This window comes from Streptococcus sp. k-628, from assembly GCF_013277475.1.
Taxonomy (GTDB): Bacteria; Bacillota; Bacilli; order Lactobacillales; family Streptococcaceae; genus Streptococcus.
This window is the reverse complement of record NZ_VMMZ01000075.1, coordinates 1-17956: the sequence shown is the minus strand read 5'-3', so window position 1 is coordinate 17956 and position 17956 is coordinate 1. Positions and strand designations below refer to the sequence as shown.

The following is a 17956-nucleotide window of genomic DNA, read 5'->3' as shown; positions in this document are numbered from 1 at the left end:
TTTCATTGAGTATAAATCAGCCATAAAGAAAACTTATCACAGAGATAGATATCATATAATGGCGTAAATGGTCTTTTTCTGTTAAGATTATAAGGTATTCTATTTTGGAGGAAATGACATGAAAAAAATTGTTAAATACTCATCTCTTGCGGCCCTTGCGCTTGTTGCTGCAGGTGTGCTTGCGGCTTGCTCAGGTGGTGCTAAGAAAGAAGGAGCAGCAGCTAGCAAGAAAGAAATCATCGTTGCAACCAATGGCTCGCCAAAACCATTTATCTATGAAGAAAATGGCGAATTGACTGGTTATGAAATTGAAGTGGTTCGCGCTATCTTTAAAGACTCTGACAAATATGATGTCAAGTTTGAAAAGACAGAATGGTCAGGTGTATTTGCAGGTCTTGACGCTGACCGTTACAATATGGCTGTCAACAATCTGAGCTACACTAAAGAACGTGCGGAAAAATACCTCTATGCCGCACCAATTGCCCAAAACCCTAATGTCCTTGTGGTGAAGAAAGATGACTCTAGTATCAAGTCTCTCGCTGATATCGGTGGAAAATCGACGGAAGTCGTTCAAGCTACTACATCAGCTAAGCAGTTAGAAGCATACAACGCTGAACACCCAGACAACCCAACTATCCTTAACTATACTAAGGCAGACTTCCAACAAATCATGGTACGTTTGAGCGATGGCCAATTTGACTATAAGATTTTTGATAAAATCGGTGTTGAAACAGTGATCAAGAACCAAGGTTTGGATAACTTGAAAGTCATTGAACTTCCAAGCGACCAACAACCGTACGTTTACCCACTTCTTGCTCAAGGTCAAGATGAGTTGAAATCATTTGTAGACAAACGCATTAAAGAACTCTACAAAGATGGAACGCTTGAAAAATTGTCTAAACAATTCTTTGGAGACACTTACCTACCAGCAGAAGCTGATATTAAATAATTTCTTGAAATCATCCATTCTGAATAAGATGGGTGATTTCTCAGTTTTTAGGGATATAGTTTTAAACTATATATCTGATTATCTAATAACAATTTGTGCAATTGAACAAAGTATGAGATACTAGTACGGTATTATTTTTAAGGAGAAAGAATCATGAAAATTAAAAAATGGCTTGGCCTAGCAGCCCTTGCTACAGTCGCAGGTTTGGCTCTCGCAGCTTGCGGAAACTCAGAAAAGAAAGCAGACAATGCAACAACTATCAAAATTGCAACTGTCAACCGTAGCGGTTCTGAAGAAGCTCGTTGGGATAAAGTTCAAGAATTGGTTAAAAAAGACGGAATCACTTTGGAATTTACAGAGTTCACAGACTACTCACAACCAAACAAGGCAACTGCTGATGGCGAAGTAGACTTGAACGCTTTCCAACACTACAACTTCTTGAACAACTGGAACAAAGAAAACGGGAAAGACCTTGTAGCGATTGCAGATACTTACATCTCTCCAATCCGTCTTTACTCAGGTTTGAATGGAAGTGACAACAAGTACACTAAAGTAGAAGACATCCCAGCAAACGGAGAAATCGCTGTACCGAACGATGCTACAAACGAAAGCCGTGCGCTTTACTTGCTTCAATCAGCTGGCTTGATTAAATTGGACGTTTCAGGAACTGCTCTTGCAACAGTTGCTAATATCAAAGAAAATCCAAAGAACTTGAAAATCACTGAATTGGACGCTAGCCAAACAGCTCGTTCATTGTCATCAGTTGACGCTGCCGTTGTAAACAATACCTTCGTTACAGAAGCAAAATTGGACTACAAGAAAGCACTTTTCAAAGAACAAGCTGATGAAAACTCAAAACAATGGTACAACATCATCGTTGCGAAAAAAGATTGGGAGTCATCACCAAAAGCTGATGCTATCAAGAAAGTTGTTGCAGCTTACCATACAGATGAAGTGAAAAAAGTTATCGAAGAAACATCAGACGGTTTGGATCAACCAGTTTGGTAATAAGAAACAGGGAGGTGGGAGAGAGAATTCCACCTCTTACTTTTGTATAGAGCATGGATTGTAAAGAAGACTATAGTTTCATAGAAAGGTAGAGAGAATATGGTTTTTCCTAGCGAACAAGAACAGATTGAAAAATTTGAAAAGGATCATGTAGCCCAGCATTATTTTGAGGTTTTGCGTACCTTAATTTCTAAGAAATCAGTCTTTGCCCAGCAGGTGGGTCTCAAAGAAGTTGCCAACTATCTGGGTGAGATTTTCAAGCGTGTTGGGGCTGAAGTGGAGATTGATGAGACTTATACGGCGCCTTTTGTCATGGCGCATTTCAAGAGTTCGCGTCCAGATGCCAAGACCTTGATTTTCTATAACCACTATGACACTGTGCCAGCGGACGGAGATCAGGTCTGGACAGAGGATCCCTTTACGCTTTCGGTCCGCAATGGTTTCATGTATGGGCGTGGGGTTGACGACGACAAGGGTCATATCACAGCACGTTTGAGTGCTTTGAGAAAATATATGCAGCACCATGATGATTTGCCTGTCAATATCAGCTTTATCATGGAGGGTGCGGAGGAATCGGCCTCGACAGACCTAGATAAGTATCTGGAAAAACATGCGGATAAACTCCGTGGGGCGGATTTGTTGGTCTGGGAACAAGGGACCAAAAATGCCTTGGAACAGCTAGAAATTTCTGGTGGGAATAAGGGGATTGTGACCTTTGATGCCAAGGTGAAAAGCGCTGATGTCGATATCCACTCGAGTTATGGCGGGGTTGTGGAATCAGCTCCTTGGTACCTCCTTCAAGCCCTGCAGTCTCTTCGCACTGCAGATGGCCGTATCTTGGTTGAAGGCTTGTACGAAGAAGTGCAAGAGCCAAATGAACGAGAAATGGCCTTGCTAGAAACTTATGGTCAACGAAACCCAGAGGAAGTTAGTCGGATCTATGGATTGGAGTTGCCTCTCTTACAGGAGGAGCGGATGGCCTTTCTAAAACGTTTCTTTTTCGAGCCAGCGCTTAATATCGAAGGAATCCAGTCTGGTTATCAAGGTCAGGGTGTTAAGACTATTTTGCCTGCAGAAGCCAGTGCCAAGTTAGAGGTTCGTCTGGTTCCGGGCCTAGAACCGCATGATGTTCTGGAAAAAATTCGGAAACAGCTAGACAAAAATGGCTTTAATAGGGTAGAATTATACTATACCTTGGGAGAGATGAGCTATCGAAGCGATATGAGCGCGCCAGCCATTCTCAATGTGATCGAGTTGGCCAAGAAATTCTATCCACAGGGCGTTTCAGTCTTGCCGACTACGGCAGGTACTGGGCCTATGCATACGGTCTTTGATGCCCTAGAGGTGCCTATGGTAGCCTTCGGTCTAGGAAATGCCAATAGCCGAGACCACGGTGGAGATGAAAATGTGCGAATCGCCGATTATTACACCCATATTGAATTAGTAGAGGAGCTGATTAGAAGCTATGAGTAGAGATATTATCAAGTTAGATCAGATCGATGTGACTTTTCACCAAAAGAAGAGAACCATCACAGCGGTCAAGGATGTGACCATTCACATCCAAGAAGGGGATATCTACGGAATCGTTGGATATTCTGGAGCAGGGAAATCAACCCTTGTACGGGTAATTAACCTCTTGCAAAAACCATCTGCAGGCAAAATTACCATTGACGACGATGTGATTTTTGATGGTAAGGTGACCTTGACGGCAGAGCAGTTACGTCGTAAACGTCAGGATATTGGGATGATTTTCCAGCATTTCAATCTGATGAGCCAGAAGACTGCAGAGGAGAATGTAGCCTTTGCCCTCAAACACTCTGGACTCAGCAAGGAAGAAAAGAAGGCTAAAGTAGCTAAGTTGTTGGACTTGGTTGGCTTAGCAGACCGTGCTGAAAACTACCCTTCACAACTATCTGGAGGGCAAAAACAGCGTGTAGCCATTGCGCGTGCCTTAGCCAATGATCCAAAAATCTTGATTTCAGATGAGTCTACTTCTGCCCTTGACCCTAAGACAACCAAGCAGATTTTGGTCTTGTTGCAAGATTTGAACCAAAAATTAGGCTTGACGGTTGTCTTGATTACGCATGAAATGCAGATTGTCAAAGACATTGCCAATCGTGTGGCAGTCATGCAGGACGGACATTTGATTGAAGAGGGTAGTGTCCTTGAAATCTTCTCAGACCCTAAACAACCCTTGACCCAAGACTTTATCTCAACAGCTACAGGTATTGACGAAGCCATGGTCAAAATCGAGAAGCAAGAAATCGTGGAACACTTGTCTGAAAACAGCCTTTTGGTGCAGCTCAAGTATGCAGGGGCTTCAACAGACGAGCCACTTTTGAATGAATTGTACAAGCGTTACCAAGTAACGGCTAATATCCTTTATGGAAATATCGAAATCCTCGATGGTACTCCTGTTGGAGAATTGGTGGTGGTCTTGTCAGGGGAAAAAGAAGCCTTGGCAAGCGCTCAAGAGGCCATCCGTCAGGCTGGTGTCCAGCTAAAAGTATTGAAGGGAGGACAGTAAGATGGAATCATTGATTCAAACCTATTTACCAAATGTTTATAAAATGGGCTGGGCTGGTCAAGCAGGCTGGGGAACAGCTATCTACCTAACCCTTTATATGACGGTTCTTTCCTTTATCATCGGAGGTTTCTTAGGACTGGTTGCAGGGCTTTTCCTTGTCTTGACAGCTCCAGGTGGTGTCTTGGAAAATAAAGTCGTTTTCTGGATTTTGGATAAAATCACCTCTATTTTCCGTGCGGTTCCATTTATCATTCTCTTGGCAGTCTTGTCACCCTTCTCTCATCTAATCGTAGGAACAAGCATTGGTCCAAATGCGGCTATCGTACCCCTATCTTTTGCAGTCTTTGCCTTCTTTGCCCGTCAAGTGCAGGTTGTCTTGGCTGAGCTAGATGGTGGTGTCATTGAGGCGGCTCAAGCGAGCGGAGCGACTTTCTGGGACATCGTGGGTGTTTACCTATCAGAAGGTCTTCCAGATTTGATCCGCGTGACAACTGTGACCTTGATTTCCCTTGTTGGGGAAACAGCTATGGCTGGTGCGGTTGGTGCTGGTGGTATCGGTAACGTAGCCATCGCTTATGGATTTAATCGCTACAATCACGATGTGACTATCTTGGCAACCATCATTATCATTTTGATTATCTTTGCAATCCAATTCTTGGGAGATTTCTTGACTAAGAAATTGAGCCATAAATAAAAAAGAGTTAGGCAATCTGTACATCATTCATAGGAGTTGTCGTTATAGTCAAGACTTAAAATTCTCTGTACTAGCTACTATCGATTGTTACTTTTATGAGTAAGAGAGTTAAGAATTGTGGGGAGTCAATATGCAAAATCTGGGAGAAGTTTTTAAAGAATTGAGAAAGAGTCGGAATGTATCTCTACAGGAGGCGACGGGAGGAGAGTTTACTTATTCCATGCTGAGCAAATTTGAGCGTGGAGAAGCAGACTTATCATCTATGAAATTGATTACTGCCTTAGATAACATCCACTCTGATTTGAATGAATTCATGTACTTGGTACGTGGTTTTTCTCAGAAAAAGGCTTTAGCTTTTCAAGAAAATCTCTGGAATCTGTATGACAGAGAAGGGATTGATTCTCTACACTCCTTGTATGAAGAGACGACTCAAAAGTATAGATCAAGTGGTGAAACAAGCTATCTTTTACAAATGATTCGTATCAAAAGCCTTCTTGTGTTTTTTGATTCAGAAATAAGAGCAACGGATGAAGAACTGACTTTTCTCTATGACTATTTTTTTACTATTGACATCTGGGGAAATTATGAATTGGAACTATTTTCAACGATTTCTACTTTGTTTCCTCTGCCCCTCTACTTTAAATATTCTAGGGAGATGTTACAAAAGACAGATTTATTAGGTTCTTTACCTAGTAACAAAGTTGGTATTGACACCATTTTAATTAATGGACTCTTTAAAGCAATAGAGGAAAAGGATAAATTAAAAGCAGATTATTTTATCTTTCAGATTGAAAAACGAGAATTGCCAGAATCTCAAGCTTATCTTAAAATCATTTATATGATTGCTAAAGGGTATTATGATACTATTTTTAATGTAAAAAATAGCATAAAAATCTAGTTATCCGCATAAAAACTGGACTTATCACACTTTATCAAGGTCAAAACCACTCAATTTACTACTAATTTACTACTTATGAATGAGCTTTGATACGACGATTTATCCTTGAAAAGTGAAGATATAAAGATACTTCCAATAAAATTTGAATATTTAATAGGTAGACACTTCAAAAAATGAGGTGTCTATTTTTTTACCCGATTTTGAAAGGAAGTGAACTTATGAAAACAAAAAATCAAGAATCAAAAGGTCGTTCCCCACTCTTTAAGACCATCAAACATTCATTCAGCCAATAAAAAAGAAAGGATAGGTAAAAATATGGAACTTAAATTTGTGATTCCCAACATGGAAAAAACATTCGGCAATTTAGAATTTGCTGGCGAGGATAAAGTCGTTCAGCGAAGAATCAACGGACGGCTAACTGTCTTATCAAGAAGCTATAATCTCTATTCTGATGTTCAAAGAGCAGATGATATTGTGGTGGTGCTTCCTGCTGAAGCTGGCGAAAAACATTTCGGCTTTGAGGAACGTGTGAAGTTAGTCAATCCACGTATTACCGCAGAGGGCTACAAAATCGGCACTCGTGGTTTTACAAATTACCTTTTACATGCTGACGACATGATAAAAGAATAAAGAAAGAGAGGAAAAATGATGAGATTAGCAAATGGCATTGTATTAGATAAAGACACGACTTTTGGAGAATTGAAATTCTCTGCTCTACGTCGTGAAGTGAGAATCCAAAATGAAGACGGGTCGGTTTCAGATGAAATCAAGGAACGTACCTATGACTTAAAATCCAAAGGACAAGGACGCATGATTCAAGTAAGTATTCCTGCCAGCGTGCCTTTGAAAGAGTTTGATTATAACGCACGGGTGGAACTTATCAATCCCATTGCGGACACCGTTGCTACTGCCACCTATCAAGGAGCAGATGTTGACTGGTATATCAAGGCAGACGATATTGTGCTGACAAAGGATTCTAGTTCATTCAAAGCTCAACCACAAGCAAAGAAAGAACCGACACAAGACAAATAGTCGCTAGGTAGAAAGGAGACTTTTTCGCATGAAACAGCGTGGTAAAAGGATTCGCCCATCTGGTAAAGATTTAGTCTTTCATTTTACGATAGCGTTTGTATTCAAACGGGTTCGCTATGATACGGTTAAACAACTTTACCACCGTCAAAAACTGGCAAAGATGATACTTGAAAACAAGTGGTATGAATCTGAACAGGTCAAAACAGAGGGTTTCTTTAAAGATAGTGCTGGTCGTACAAAGGAAAAGATAACCTACTTCCCTAAAATGTATTATCGACTTAAAAATGGCTTGATACAGATACGGGTGGAAATCACGCTGGGAAAATATCAAGACCAACTCTTACACTTGGAAAAGAAATTAGAGAGTGGCTTGTACTGTGAGCTGACGGATAAAGAGTTAAAGGATTCCTATGTGGAATATACTTTGCTCTATGACACCATAGCCAGTCGTATTTCTATTGATGAAGTAGAAGCTAAAGATGGTAAACTTCGCTTAATGAAAAACGTATGGTGGGAATATGATAAGCTCCCTCATATGTTGATTGCTGGTGGTACAGGTGGCGGTAAAACTTACTTTATACTGACACTGATTGAAGCCTTGCTTCATACAGATTCAAAACTGTATATTCTTGACCCGAAAAATGCTGACCTTGCGGACTTAGGTTCTGTGATGGCAAATGTCTACTATAGAAAAGAAGACTTGCTTTCTTGCATTGAAACATTCTATGAAGAAATGATGAAACGTAGTGAGGAAATGAAGCAGATGAAGAACTATAAGACTGGCAAAAATTATGCTTACTTAGGTCTCCCGGCACACTTCTTAATCTTTGATGAATACGTCGCTTTCATGGAAATGCTGGGAACAAAAGAAAACACCGCAGTTATGAATAAGCTGAAACAGATTGTCATGTTAGGTCGTCAAGCTGGCTTCTTTCTAATACTGGCTTGTCAACGTCCAGACGCAAAATATTTAGGCGACGGAATCCGTGATCAGTTTAATTTCAGAGTGGCTTTAGGTCGTATGTCTGAAATGGGCTATGGCATGATGTTTGGCAGTGACGTACAAAAGGATTTCTTCTTAAAGCGAATCAAAGGTCGTGGCTATGTTGATGTAGGAACAAGTGTCATATCAGAGTTTTATACTCCCCTTGTACCAAAAGGATATGATTTCTTGGAGGAAATTAAAAAGTTATCCAACAGCAGACAGTCCACGCAGGCGACGTGCGAAGCGGAAGTCGCAGGTGTGGACTGATCTTGCTGGCTGGTGTGGCAATAGCCACGCCAGCACTTAACCCCCCGTATCTAACAGGGGGGTACAAATCGACAGGAAACAGTCAAAAAAACATTAGAAAATCCTTTGGTTACAAGGGATTTACAAAATTTCAGCGTATGTCAAATGGGCTTTAAAAGTTGACATACGCCTTTTTGATTGGAGGGATTTTTACTGAATGAACAAACTTGGTTACAGCATTTAAAAGAAAAACGCTTGGCTTATGGACTATCTCAAAACCGTTTAGCTGTTGCGACTGGTATTACAAGGCAGTATCTAAGCGATATTGAAACAGGAAAAGTCAAGCCATCAGAGGATTTACAGCAGTCCCTTTGGGAAGCTCTGGAACGCTTCAATCCCGACGCTCCCCTTGAAATGCTGTTTGATTATGTAAGGATTCGCTTTCCGACAACAGACGTACAGCAGGTGGTCGAAAACATCTTACAACTGAAACTGTCCTATTTTCTTCATGAGGACTATGGTTTCTATTCTTATTCAGAGCATTATGCTTTAGGCGACATATTCGTCCTTTGCTCCCATGAACTGGACAAAGGAGTTCTGGTGGAATTGAAAGGTCGTGGGTGCAGACAATTTGAAAGCTATCTTCTGGCACAACAAAGAAGCTGGTATGAGTTCTTTATGGACGTTTTGGTGGCTGGCGGTGTGATGAAACGCCTTGACCTTGCCATTAACGATAAGACAGGGATTTTGAATATCCCTGTACTCACTGAAAAGTGCCAACAGGAAGAATGTATCTCCGTCTTCCGCAGTTTTAAAAGCTATCGCAGTGGCGAACTGGTACGCAAAGAGGAAAAGGAATGTATGGGAAACACCCTCTATATCGGTTCATTACAAAGTGAAGTTTATTTCTGTATCTATGAAAAGGACTACGAGCAGTACAAGAAAAATGATATTCCCATTGAAGACGCAGAAGTAAAAAACCGTTTTGAGATTCGATTGAAAAATGAGCGTGCCTATTATGCAGTCCGTGATTTACTCGTCTATGACAATCCAGAGCATACCGCCTTTAAAATTATCAATCGGTATATCCGTTTTGTAGATAAAGACGATTCCAAACCTCGTTCTGATTGGAAACTGAATGAAGAATGGGCTTGGTTTATTGGGAACAATCGTGAACGATTAAAACTAACCACAAAACCAGAGCCTTACTCCTTCCAAAGGACGCTGAACTGGCTATCTCATCAAGTTGCCCCGACCTTAAAGGTTGCGATTAAACTTGATGAAATCAACCAGACGCAGGTTGTAAAAGACATTCTCGACCATGCGAAACTGACAGACCGACACAAGCAGATTTTGAAGCAACAGTCAGTAAAAGAACAGGACGTGATAACAACAAAAAAATAACTCAAATACAAATTCATTGAATATAGAGAGGAGAACATTTTTATGAATTTTGGACAAAACCTTTATAACTGGTTTCTATCAAACGCTCAATCACTGGTGCTTTTAGCAATCGTTGTGATTGGCTTGTATCTTGGCTTCAAGCGTGAGTTTAGCAAACTGATTGGCTTTTTAATTATTGCGATTATTGCGGTTGGCTTAGTCTTCAACGCTGCTGGAGTAAAAGACATTTTACTAGAGCTATTCAATCGCATTATTGGTGCTTAAATAAAACCGTTCTTTTGTGGAATATAAGTGGTTTTCTTATGTTCCGCAAAGGAATGGTACACCAAACGAAGTGCGGTAGGGATTTTTGAATCTCTACAAAGAAAGGACGTGAATATATGGACGATATGCAAGTCTATATTGCGAATTTAGGCAAATACAATGAGGGCGAATTGGTCGGTGCGTGGTTTACCTTTCCCATTGACTTTGAGGAAGTCAAAGAGAAAATCGGCTTGAATAATGAATATGAGGAATACGCCATTCATGACTACGAGTTACCCTTTACGGTTGACGAATACACTTCCATTGGCGAACTCAATCGACTATGGGAAATGGTATCGGAATTACCCGAAGAATTACAATCGGAGCTATCTGCTCTGCTCACTCATTTTTCAAGCATTGAAGAACTAAGCGAACATCAAGAGGATATTATCATTCATTCCGATTGTGATGATATGTATGACGTGGCACGCTACTACATTGAAGAAACGGGTGCTTTAGGCGAAGTACCAGCTAGTCTTCAAAACTATATTGATTATCAAGCCTATGGTCGGGATTTAGACCTTTCAGGAACGTTTATCTCAACCAATCATGGGATTTTTGAAATCGTCTATTAAATCTGTCGGTACATTACTACTGGCAGATTTTCTATTTTACGGGGTGGCTCAATCAGCTACCCCTATTTTTTATGAAAGGATTGATTACATGAAGAAAATACGAAGCTATACCAGTATCTGGTCTGTGGAAAAGGTACTGTATTCTATCAATGATTTTAGACTTCCGTTTCCCATAACCTTTACGCAAATGACATGGTTTGTCGTGTCACTCTTTGCAGTGATGATACTTGGCAACTTGCCCCCTCTTTCCATGATAGAGGGAGCATTTCTCAAATACTTTGGGATTCCTGTGGCTTTCACATGGTTTATGTCTACAAAAACTTTTGATGGTAAAAAGCCTTATGGATTTTTGAAGTCTGTCATTGCTTATGCACTGCGACCAAAGCTGACCTATGCAGGAAAAAAAGTAACGCTTGGCAGAAACCAGCCACAAGAAGCCATTACAGCAGTTAGGAGTGAATTTTATGGCATATCCAATTAAATACATTGAAAACAATCTCGTCTGGAATAAAGACGGGGAATGTTATGCTTACTATGAGCTTGTTCCTTACAATTACTCATTTCTAAGTCCAGAACAGAAAATACAAGTGCATGATTCTTTCAGACAGCTTATCGCACAAAATCGTGATGGCAAAATTCATGCTTTACAAATCAGTACAGAATCCAGCATACGTTCTGCACAAGAGCGTTCCAAAAATGAAGTCACTGGCAAGCTCAAAGCGGTTGCCTATGACAAAATCGACCAACAGACAGACGCTTTAATATCCATGATTGGCGAAAATCAAGTGAACTACCGTTTCTTTATCGGCTTTAAGTTGCTTCTCAACGATCAGGAGTTTTCTATGAAAAGTCTTACCGTTGAAGCAAAAAATGCTTTGTCTGATTTTGTCTATGATGTGAACCATAAGCTGATGGGCGATTTTGTTAGTATGAGTAATGATGAAATCCTGCGTTTTCAGAAGATGGAAAAGCTCTTAGAAAATAAAATCTCTCGTCGTTTCAAAATCCGCAGGTTAGATAAGGACGACTTCGGCTATCTGATTGAACACCTTTACGGACAGACAGGCACTGCCTATGAAGAGTATGAGTACCATCTATCAAAGAAAAAGCTGGATAATGAAACGCTGATTAAATACTATGACTTGATTAAGCCTACTCGCTGTTTGGTGGAAGAAAAACAGCGATATTTGAAAATCCAGCAGGAAGATGAAACCGTCTATGTAGCTTACTTTACCATTAACAGCATTGTCGGAGAACTGGACTTCCCGTCCTCTGAAATCTTCTACTACCAGCAACAGCAATTTACATTCCCGATTGATACGTCAATGAATGTGGAAATTGTAGCGAATCGTAAAGCCCTATCTACTGTCCGCAATAAAAAGAAAGAACTGAAAGACTTGGATAACCACGCTTGGCAAAGTGATAATGAAACCAGCTCCAATGTGGCGGAAGCTCTGGAAAGTGTGAATGAGCTGGAAACCAATTTAGACCAAAGCAAGGAATCTATGTACAAGCTGTCTTATGTGGTAAGGGTATCAGCAAATGATCTTGACGAACTCAAACGTCGTTGTAATGAAGTGAAAGATTTTTATGACGATTTAAGCGTAAAACTGGTACGACCATTTGGGGATATGCTCGGCTTACATGAAGAATTTTTACCTGCCAGCAAGCGTTATATGAATGATTATATTCAATACGTGACCTCTGATTTCCTCGCTGGTTTAGGTTTTGGTGCTACTCAAATGCTGGGGGAAAATGAGGGGATTTATGTTGGCTACAGCTTAGATACTGGACGCAATGTCTATCTGAAACCTGCTCTTGCCAGTCAAGGGGTTAAGGGTTCAGTAACCAATGCGTTAGCGTCGGCTTTTGTTGGTTCGCTGGGTGGTGGTAAATCCTTTGCGAATAACCTTATCGTCTATTATGCGGTGCTTTATGGGGCACAAGCAGTGATTGTAGACCCAAAAGCAGAACGTGGCAGATGGAAAGAAACCTTGCCAGAGATTTCCCATGAAATCAATATCGTCACTCTGACTTCTGATGAGAAAAACAAAGGCTTACTTGACCCTTATGTGATTATGAAAAATCCCAAAGATTCTGAATCACTGGCTATTGATATTCTGACATTCCTTACGGGGATTTCCTCTCGTGATGGGGAACGCTTCCCAATCCTTAGAAAAGCCATTCGTGCAGTAACCAATAGTGAAGTACGAGGGTTGATGAAAGTGATTGAGGAATTACGGGTTGAGAATACGCCACTAAGTACCAGTATAGCCGACCATATCGAAAGTTTTACAGACTATGACTTTGCACATTTATTATTCAGTAATGGTTATGTGGAGCAGTCTATCAGCTTAGAAAAACAACTGAACATTATACAGGTTGCGGACTTGGTACTTCCCGACAAGGAAACTTCCTTTGAGGAATATACCACTATGGAGCTTTTATCCGTTGCTATGCTGATTGTCATTAGTACCTTTGCTTTAGACTTTATCCATACAGACCGAAGCATTTTCAAGATTGTAGATTTAGACGAAGCATGGAGCTTTTTACAGGTAGCACAAGGAAAAACACTATCTATGAAGCTGGTTCGGGCTGGTCGTGCTATGAACGCTGGGGTATATTTCGTGACCCAAAATACAGACGACCTCTTAGATGAAAAACTGAAAAATAACCTCGGCTTAAAATTTGCATTTCGTTCCACTGACCTTAACGAGATTAAAAAGACCTTAGCCTTTTTTGGTGTAGACCCAGAGGACGAAAACAATCAGAAGCGATTGCGTGATTTGGAAAACGGGCAATGCCTTATCAGTGATTTATATGGTCGTGTCGGTGTGATACAGTTCCACCCTGTATTTGAAGAACTGCTCCATGCCTTTGATACCAGACCACCTGTGCGAAAAGAGGTGTAAATGTGAAACCATCAATAGTAAACAGAATAAAATCAAACTGGACGCTGAAACGTCTAGGTAAAGTGGCAATGACAGTGGCTTTCACACTTGTGATTGCCATTTTTCTTTTAGCCATGCTGGGAACGGTGGTTCAAGCTGCGGGCTTGGTAGATGATACGGTCAATGTGGCAAATGAATACAGCCGATACCCACTTGAAAACTATCAACTGGATTTTTATGTGGATAATAGCTGGGGCTGGCTTCCGTGGAACTGGTCGGACGGGATTGGAAAACAGGTCATGTATGGACTATATGCCATTACCAATTTTATTTGGACAATCAGTTTGTATGTTTCCAATGCGACAGGTTACTTAGTACAGGAAGCCTATTCCTTAGACTTCATTTCCGCTACAGCAGATTCCATTGGTAAGAATATGCAGACCTTAGCTGGTGTGAGTGCAAACGGATTTTCAACAGAGGGTTTCTATGTTGGATTCCTCTTACTCTTGATTTTGGTTCTTGGGGTTTATGTTGCCTATACGGGACTGATAAAGAGAGAAACCACAAAGGCAATTCATGCCATTATGAATTTTGTGCTGGTGTTTATCCTATCGGCTTCCTTTATTGCCTACGCTCCCGACTACATTAAAAAAATCAATGACTTTTCATCAGACATCAGTAATGCCAGTTTATCACTTGGCACGAAGATTGTCATGCCCCATTCCGATAGTCAAGGCAAGGACAGCGTGGACTTAATCAGAGATAGCCTGTTTTCCATACAGGTTCAGCAACCGTGGCTACTGCTTCAATACAACAGTTCAGACATTGAAAGTATCGGTATTGACCGTGTGGAAAGCCTGCTCTCCACCAGCCCAGATTCCAACAATGGCGAAGACAGAGAAAAAATTGTTGCGGAAGAAATTGAAGACAGAAGCAATACCAATCTAACCATTACAAAGACCATTAACCGTTTAGGTACAGTCTTCTTCCTATTTGTCTTCAATATTGGGATTTCCATATTTGTATTCCTATTAACAGGAATCATGATTTTCTCGCAGGTACTTTTTATCATCTATGCTATGTTTCTGCCTGTGAGCTTTATTTTAAGCATGATTCCATCATTTGATGGTATGTCAAAACGAGCCATAACAAAGCTCTTTAATACCATTTTGACACGAGCTGGAATCACATTGATTATTACGACAGCATTTAGTATTTCAACCATGCTCTATACCTTATCGGCTGGTTATCCGTTCTTTTTGATTGCTTTTCTACAGATTGTGACCTTTGCAGGAATCTACTTCAAGCTGGGCGATTTAATGAGTATGTTTTCTCTACAGAGTAACGATTCTCAAAGTGTGGGAAGTCGTGTGATGAGAAAACCTCGTATGCTTATGCACGCTCACATGCACCGTCTACAGCGGAAACTTGGACGTTCCATGACTACTCTAGGGGCTGGGTCTGCCATTGTTACAGGTAAAAAAGGACAGTCGGGTTCGGGGAGTTCTGCAAGGACACAAGCAGATCACTCCCGACCAGACGGAAAGGAAAAATCAACACTTGGAAAACGTATCGGTCAAACCATCGGTACAGTAGCTGATACCAAAGACAGAATGGTAGACACTGCTAGTGGTTTGAAAGAACAGGTTAAAGATTTGCCGACCAATGCAAGATATGCAGTATATCAAGGAAAATCCAAAGTAAAAGAGAATGTCCGTGATTTAACCAGTAGTATTTCTCAAACCAAAGCGGACAGAGCCAGTGGACGCAAGGAACAGCAGGAACAAAGGCGAAAAACCATTGCGAAGCGTCGCTCTGAAATGGAACAGGTCAAACAGAAAAAACAGCCTGCTTCTTCTGTTCATGAAAGACCGACTACAAGACAAGAACAATATCATGATGAACAGACCTCAAAACAGTCTAATATTCAGACTTCATATAAGGAATCTCAACAAGCCAAACAAGAGCGTCCAGCAGTTAAGTCCGATTTTTCAAGTCCAAAAGTGGAACGCCAAGGCAATACCGTTCAAGAAAAAACCGTTCAAAAGCCAGCAACTTCAACCACTACAGCAGATAGAACTTCACAACGTCCAATCACAAAAGAACGTCAGTCTACTGTTCAAAGAGTACCACTACAAAATACAAGAAGTAGACCACCAATCAAAACCGCCACCATTAAGAAAGTCGGTAAGAAACCATGAAGTTGAAAACTTTAGTGATTGGTGGTTCTGGATTATTCTTGATGGTCTTCTCACTGCTTCTGTTTGTCGCCATTTTATTTTCAGATGAACAAGATGGCGGTTTTTCCAACATTCACTATGGCGGTGTGGATGTTTCCGCAGAAGTGCTGGCTCATAAGCCTATGGTAGAAAAAGTTGCCAAAGAATATGGAATTGAAGAATACGTCAATATACTTCTTGCGATTATACAGGTGGAATCGGGCGGTACTGCGGAAGATGTTATGCAGTCCTCGGAATCCCTCGGTCTTCCACCTAATTCATTGAGTACAGAAGAATCCATTAAGCAAGGTGTGAAGTATTTCAGTGAATTATTAGCCAGTAGCGAAAGGCTCAGTGTAGATTTAGAATCGGTTATCCAGTCCTACAATTATGGTGGTGGTTTCTTAGGGTATGTGGCTAATCGTGGAAATAAATATACCTTTGAACTGGCTCAAAGTTTCTCAAAAGAGTATTCAGGTGGCGAAAAAGTGTCTTACCCCAATCCCATAGCCATACCTATCAATGGGGGCTGGCGATACAACTATGGCAATATGTTTTATGTGCAACTGGTAACGCAGTATCTTGTCACAACAGAGTTTGATGATGATACGGTACAAGCCATCATGGACGAAGCACTGAAATATGAGGGCTGGCGATACGTTTACGGTGGAGCTTCCCCGACTACTTCTTTTGATTGTAGCGGACTGACACAATGGACGTATGGAAAAGCTGGAATTAACTTACCACGAACCGCACAACAGCAATATGATGTGACCCAGCATATCCCACTATCGGAAGCACAAGCTGGCGATTTGGTTTTCTTTCATTCTACCTATAACGCTGGCTCTTATATTACTCATGTTGGGATATACCTTGGCAATAACCGTATGTTTCATGCAGGCGACCCAATCGGTTATGCCGACTTAACAAGCCCCTACTGGCAACAGCATTTAGTGGGAGCAGGACGAATCAAACAATGAGAAAGGAAGATTTAATGATGAAATTTAGAAAAAATCAGAATAAAGAAAAACAGATACCAAAGGAAAAGAAACCTCGTGTCTATAAGGTCAATCCTCATAAAAAGGTTGTGATTGCCTTGTGGGTACTTTTAGGGCTTAGTTTCAGCTTTGCGATATTCAAGCACTTTACAGCTATAGATACTCATACTATTCACGAAACAACTATCATAGAAAAGGAATACGTTGATACTCATCATGTAGAAAATTTTGTAGAGAACTTTGCGAAAGTCTACTATTCATGGGAGCAATCCGATAAGTCCATTGATAATCGAATGGAAAGTCTAAAAGGCTATCTGACAGATGAACTTCAAGCTCTCAATGTTGATACAGTACGCAAAGATATTCCTGTATCGTCTTCTGTAAGAGGATTTCAGATATGGACGGTAGAGCCAACTGGCGACAATGAGTTTAATGTAACCTACAGTGTAGACCAGCTCATTACAGAGGGAGAAAATACAAAGACCGTCCACTCTGCTTATATAGTGAGTGTCTATGTAGATGGTTCTGGAAATATGGTACTGGTTAAGAATCCGACCATTACCAACATACCAAAGAAATCAGACTATAAACCAAAAGCTATTGAAAGTGAGGGGACGGTTGATTCCATTACAACCAATGAAATCAATGAGTTTTTAACGACGTTCTTCAAGCTCTATCCTACAGCGACAGCCAGTGAACTTTCCTACTATGTGAATGACGGGATATTAAAACCAATCGGAAAAGAGTACATCTTTCAAGAACTGGTAAATCCTATTTACAATCGTAAGGATAATCAAGTCACGGTATCGCTGACAGTGGAGTATATCGACCAGCAGACCAAAGCAACGCAGGTATCTCAATTTGATTTGGTACTTGAAAAGAACGGGAGTAATTGGAAGATTATAGAATAACAAATATTGGTACATTATTACAGCTATTTTGTAATCACGTACTCTCTTTGATAAAAAATTGGAGATTCCTTTACAAATATGCTCTTACGTGCTATAATTTAAGTATCTATTTAAAAGGAGTTAATAAATATGCGGCAAGGTATTCTTAAATAAACTGTCAATTTGATAGTGGGAACAAATAATTGGATGTCCTTTTTTAGGAGGGCTTAGTTTTTTGTACCCAGTTTAAGAATACCTTTATCATGTGATTCTAAAGTATCCGGAGAATATCTGTATGCTTTGTATGCCTATGGTTATGCATAAAAATCCCAGTGAT

18 protein-coding genes and 1 pseudogene are annotated in these 17956 nt (G+C 40.6%); all 19 read left to right on the top strand.

The window, feature by feature from the left end; translation table 11 throughout:
• The first annotated feature begins 118 nt into the window (after positions 1–118).
• A complete protein-coding gene (locus HT730_RS08945; RefSeq protein ID WP_173307380.1) occupies positions 119–949 on the top strand; it encodes an amino acid ABC transporter substrate-binding protein in 831 nt (276 codons plus the stop codon).
• Between the two features lie 153 nt (positions 950–1102).
• Positions 1103–1957, top strand: coding sequence for a MetQ/NlpA family ABC transporter substrate-binding protein (locus HT730_RS08940; RefSeq protein WP_069288541.1), 855 nt, complete (start codon positions 1103–1105; stop codon positions 1955–1957).
• 99 nt (positions 1958–2056) lie between these two features.
• Entirely contained in the window at positions 2057–3430 is a 1374-nt protein-coding gene (locus tag HT730_RS08935; RefSeq protein WP_173307379.1) for a M20/M25/M40 family metallo-hydrolase, read from the top strand.
• Complete coding sequence (locus HT730_RS08930) at positions 3423–4484, top strand: methionine ABC transporter ATP-binding protein (protein WP_173307378.1); 1062 nt, start codon at positions 3423–3425, stop codon at positions 4482–4484. Before HT730_RS08935 ends, HT730_RS08930 begins: the two co-directional genes overlap by 8 nt.
• 1 nt (position 4485) lies before the next feature.
• Positions 4486–5178, top strand: a complete 693-nt coding sequence (locus HT730_RS08925) for a methionine ABC transporter permease (protein WP_000444647.1) — start codon at positions 4486–4488, stop codon at positions 5176–5178.
• A 130-nt stretch (positions 5179–5308) separates the two neighbouring features.
• A complete protein-coding gene (locus HT730_RS08920; protein WP_173307377.1) occupies positions 5309–6076 on the top strand; it encodes an Rgg/GadR/MutR family transcriptional regulator in 768 nt (255 codons plus the stop codon).
• Positions 6077–6391: 315 nt separating this feature from the next.
• Complete coding sequence (locus HT730_RS08915) at positions 6392–6706, top strand: YdcP family protein (protein ID WP_000420682.1); 315 nt, start codon at positions 6392–6394, stop codon at positions 6704–6706.
• 15 nt (positions 6707–6721) lie between these two features.
• Entirely contained in the window at positions 6722–7108 is a 387-nt protein-coding gene (locus HT730_RS08910) for a YdcP family protein (RefSeq protein ID WP_000985015.1), read from the top strand.
• A 28-nt stretch (positions 7109–7136) separates the two neighbouring features.
• Positions 7137–8360: an FtsK/SpoIIIE domain-containing protein gene (locus HT730_RS08905; protein WP_050077837.1), complete on the top strand. Its 1224-nt coding sequence runs from the start codon at positions 7137–7139 to the stop codon at positions 8358–8360.
• A gap of 2 nt (positions 8361–8362) precedes the next feature.
• Positions 8363–8515, top strand: a complete 153-nt coding sequence (locus tag HT730_RS08900) for a hypothetical protein (RefSeq protein WP_000879507.1) — start codon at positions 8363–8365, stop codon at positions 8513–8515.
• Positions 8516–8537: 22 nt separating this feature from the next.
• Entirely contained in the window at positions 8538–9743 is a 1206-nt protein-coding gene (mobT, locus tag HT730_RS08895) for a MobT family relaxase (RefSeq protein WP_000398284.1), read from the top strand.
• Between the two features lie 42 nt (positions 9744–9785).
• Positions 9786–10007, top strand: coding sequence for a hypothetical protein (locus tag HT730_RS08890; RefSeq protein WP_001009056.1), 222 nt, complete (start codon positions 9786–9788; stop codon positions 10005–10007).
• A gap of 116 nt (positions 10008–10123) precedes the next feature.
• Positions 10124–10621, top strand: coding sequence for an antirestriction protein ArdA (locus HT730_RS08885; protein WP_010712901.1), 498 nt, complete (start codon positions 10124–10126; stop codon positions 10619–10621).
• An 88-nt stretch (positions 10622–10709) separates the two neighbouring features.
• On the top strand, positions 10710–11102 hold the full coding sequence (locus tag HT730_RS08880) for a conjugal transfer protein (protein ID WP_000723888.1): 393 nt from the start codon (positions 10710–10712) through the stop codon (positions 11100–11102).
• Positions 11086–13533 carry an ATP-binding protein gene (locus HT730_RS08875; protein WP_000331160.1) on the top strand — a complete coding sequence of 816 codons (2448 nt, stop codon included), beginning with the start codon at positions 11086–11088 and terminating at the stop codon, positions 13531–13533. Before HT730_RS08880 ends, HT730_RS08875 begins: the two co-directional genes overlap by 17 nt.
• Before the next feature lie 2 nt (positions 13534–13535).
• Positions 13536–15713 (top strand): YtxH domain-containing protein, encoded by a 2178-nt coding sequence (locus HT730_RS08870; protein WP_173307376.1) that lies wholly within the window; start codon positions 13536–13538, stop codon positions 15711–15713.
• Positions 15710–16711, top strand: coding sequence for a bifunctional lysozyme/C40 family peptidase (locus tag HT730_RS08865; RefSeq protein WP_000769862.1), 1002 nt, complete (start codon positions 15710–15712; stop codon positions 16709–16711). The genes HT730_RS08870 and HT730_RS08865 overlap by 4 nt, the downstream gene beginning before the upstream one ends.
• Positions 16708–17640 carry a conjugal transfer protein gene (locus tag HT730_RS08860; RefSeq protein WP_173307375.1) on the top strand — a complete coding sequence of 311 codons (933 nt, stop codon included), beginning with the start codon at positions 16708–16710 and terminating at the stop codon, positions 17638–17640. The genes HT730_RS08865 and HT730_RS08860 overlap by 4 nt, the downstream gene beginning before the upstream one ends.
• Positions 17641–17884: 244 nt before the next feature.
• Positions 17885–17956: pseudogene (locus HT730_RS08855) on the top strand (tetracycline resistance determinant leader peptide); the annotation flags it as partial.

Coding starts and splice junctions, on each gene's coding strand:
- HT730_RS08945 (WP_173307380.1), top strand. CDS start 119: ATGAAAAAAATTGTTAAATACTCATCTCTTGCGGCCCTTGCGCTTGTT.
- HT730_RS08940 (WP_069288541.1), top strand. CDS start 1,103: ATGAAAATTAAAAAATGGCTTGGCCTAGCAGCCCTTGCTACAGTCGCA.
- HT730_RS08935 (WP_173307379.1), top strand. CDS start 2,057: ATGGTTTTTCCTAGCGAACAAGAACAGATTGAAAAATTTGAAAAGGAT.
- HT730_RS08930 (WP_173307378.1), top strand. CDS start 3,423: ATGAGTAGAGATATTATCAAGTTAGATCAGATCGATGTGACTTTTCAC.
- HT730_RS08925 (WP_000444647.1), top strand. CDS start 4,486: ATGGAATCATTGATTCAAACCTATTTACCAAATGTTTATAAAATGGGC.
- HT730_RS08920 (WP_173307377.1), top strand. CDS start 5,309: ATGCAAAATCTGGGAGAAGTTTTTAAAGAATTGAGAAAGAGTCGGAAT.
- HT730_RS08915 (WP_000420682.1), top strand. CDS start 6,392: ATGGAACTTAAATTTGTGATTCCCAACATGGAAAAAACATTCGGCAAT.
- HT730_RS08910 (WP_000985015.1), top strand. CDS start 6,722: ATGATGAGATTAGCAAATGGCATTGTATTAGATAAAGACACGACTTTT.
- HT730_RS08905 (WP_050077837.1), top strand. CDS start 7,137: ATGAAACAGCGTGGTAAAAGGATTCGCCCATCTGGTAAAGATTTAGTC.
- HT730_RS08890 (WP_001009056.1), top strand. CDS start 9,786: ATGAATTTTGGACAAAACCTTTATAACTGGTTTCTATCAAACGCTCAA.
- HT730_RS08885 (WP_010712901.1), top strand. CDS start 10,124: ATGGACGATATGCAAGTCTATATTGCGAATTTAGGCAAATACAATGAG.
- HT730_RS08880 (WP_000723888.1), top strand. CDS start 10,710: ATGAAGAAAATACGAAGCTATACCAGTATCTGGTCTGTGGAAAAGGTA.
- HT730_RS08875 (WP_000331160.1), top strand. CDS start 11,086: ATGGCATATCCAATTAAATACATTGAAAACAATCTCGTCTGGAATAAA.
- HT730_RS08865 (WP_000769862.1), top strand. CDS start 15,710: ATGAAGTTGAAAACTTTAGTGATTGGTGGTTCTGGATTATTCTTGATG.
- HT730_RS08860 (WP_173307375.1), top strand. CDS start 16,708: ATGAGAAAGGAAGATTTAATGATGAAATTTAGAAAAAATCAGAATAAA.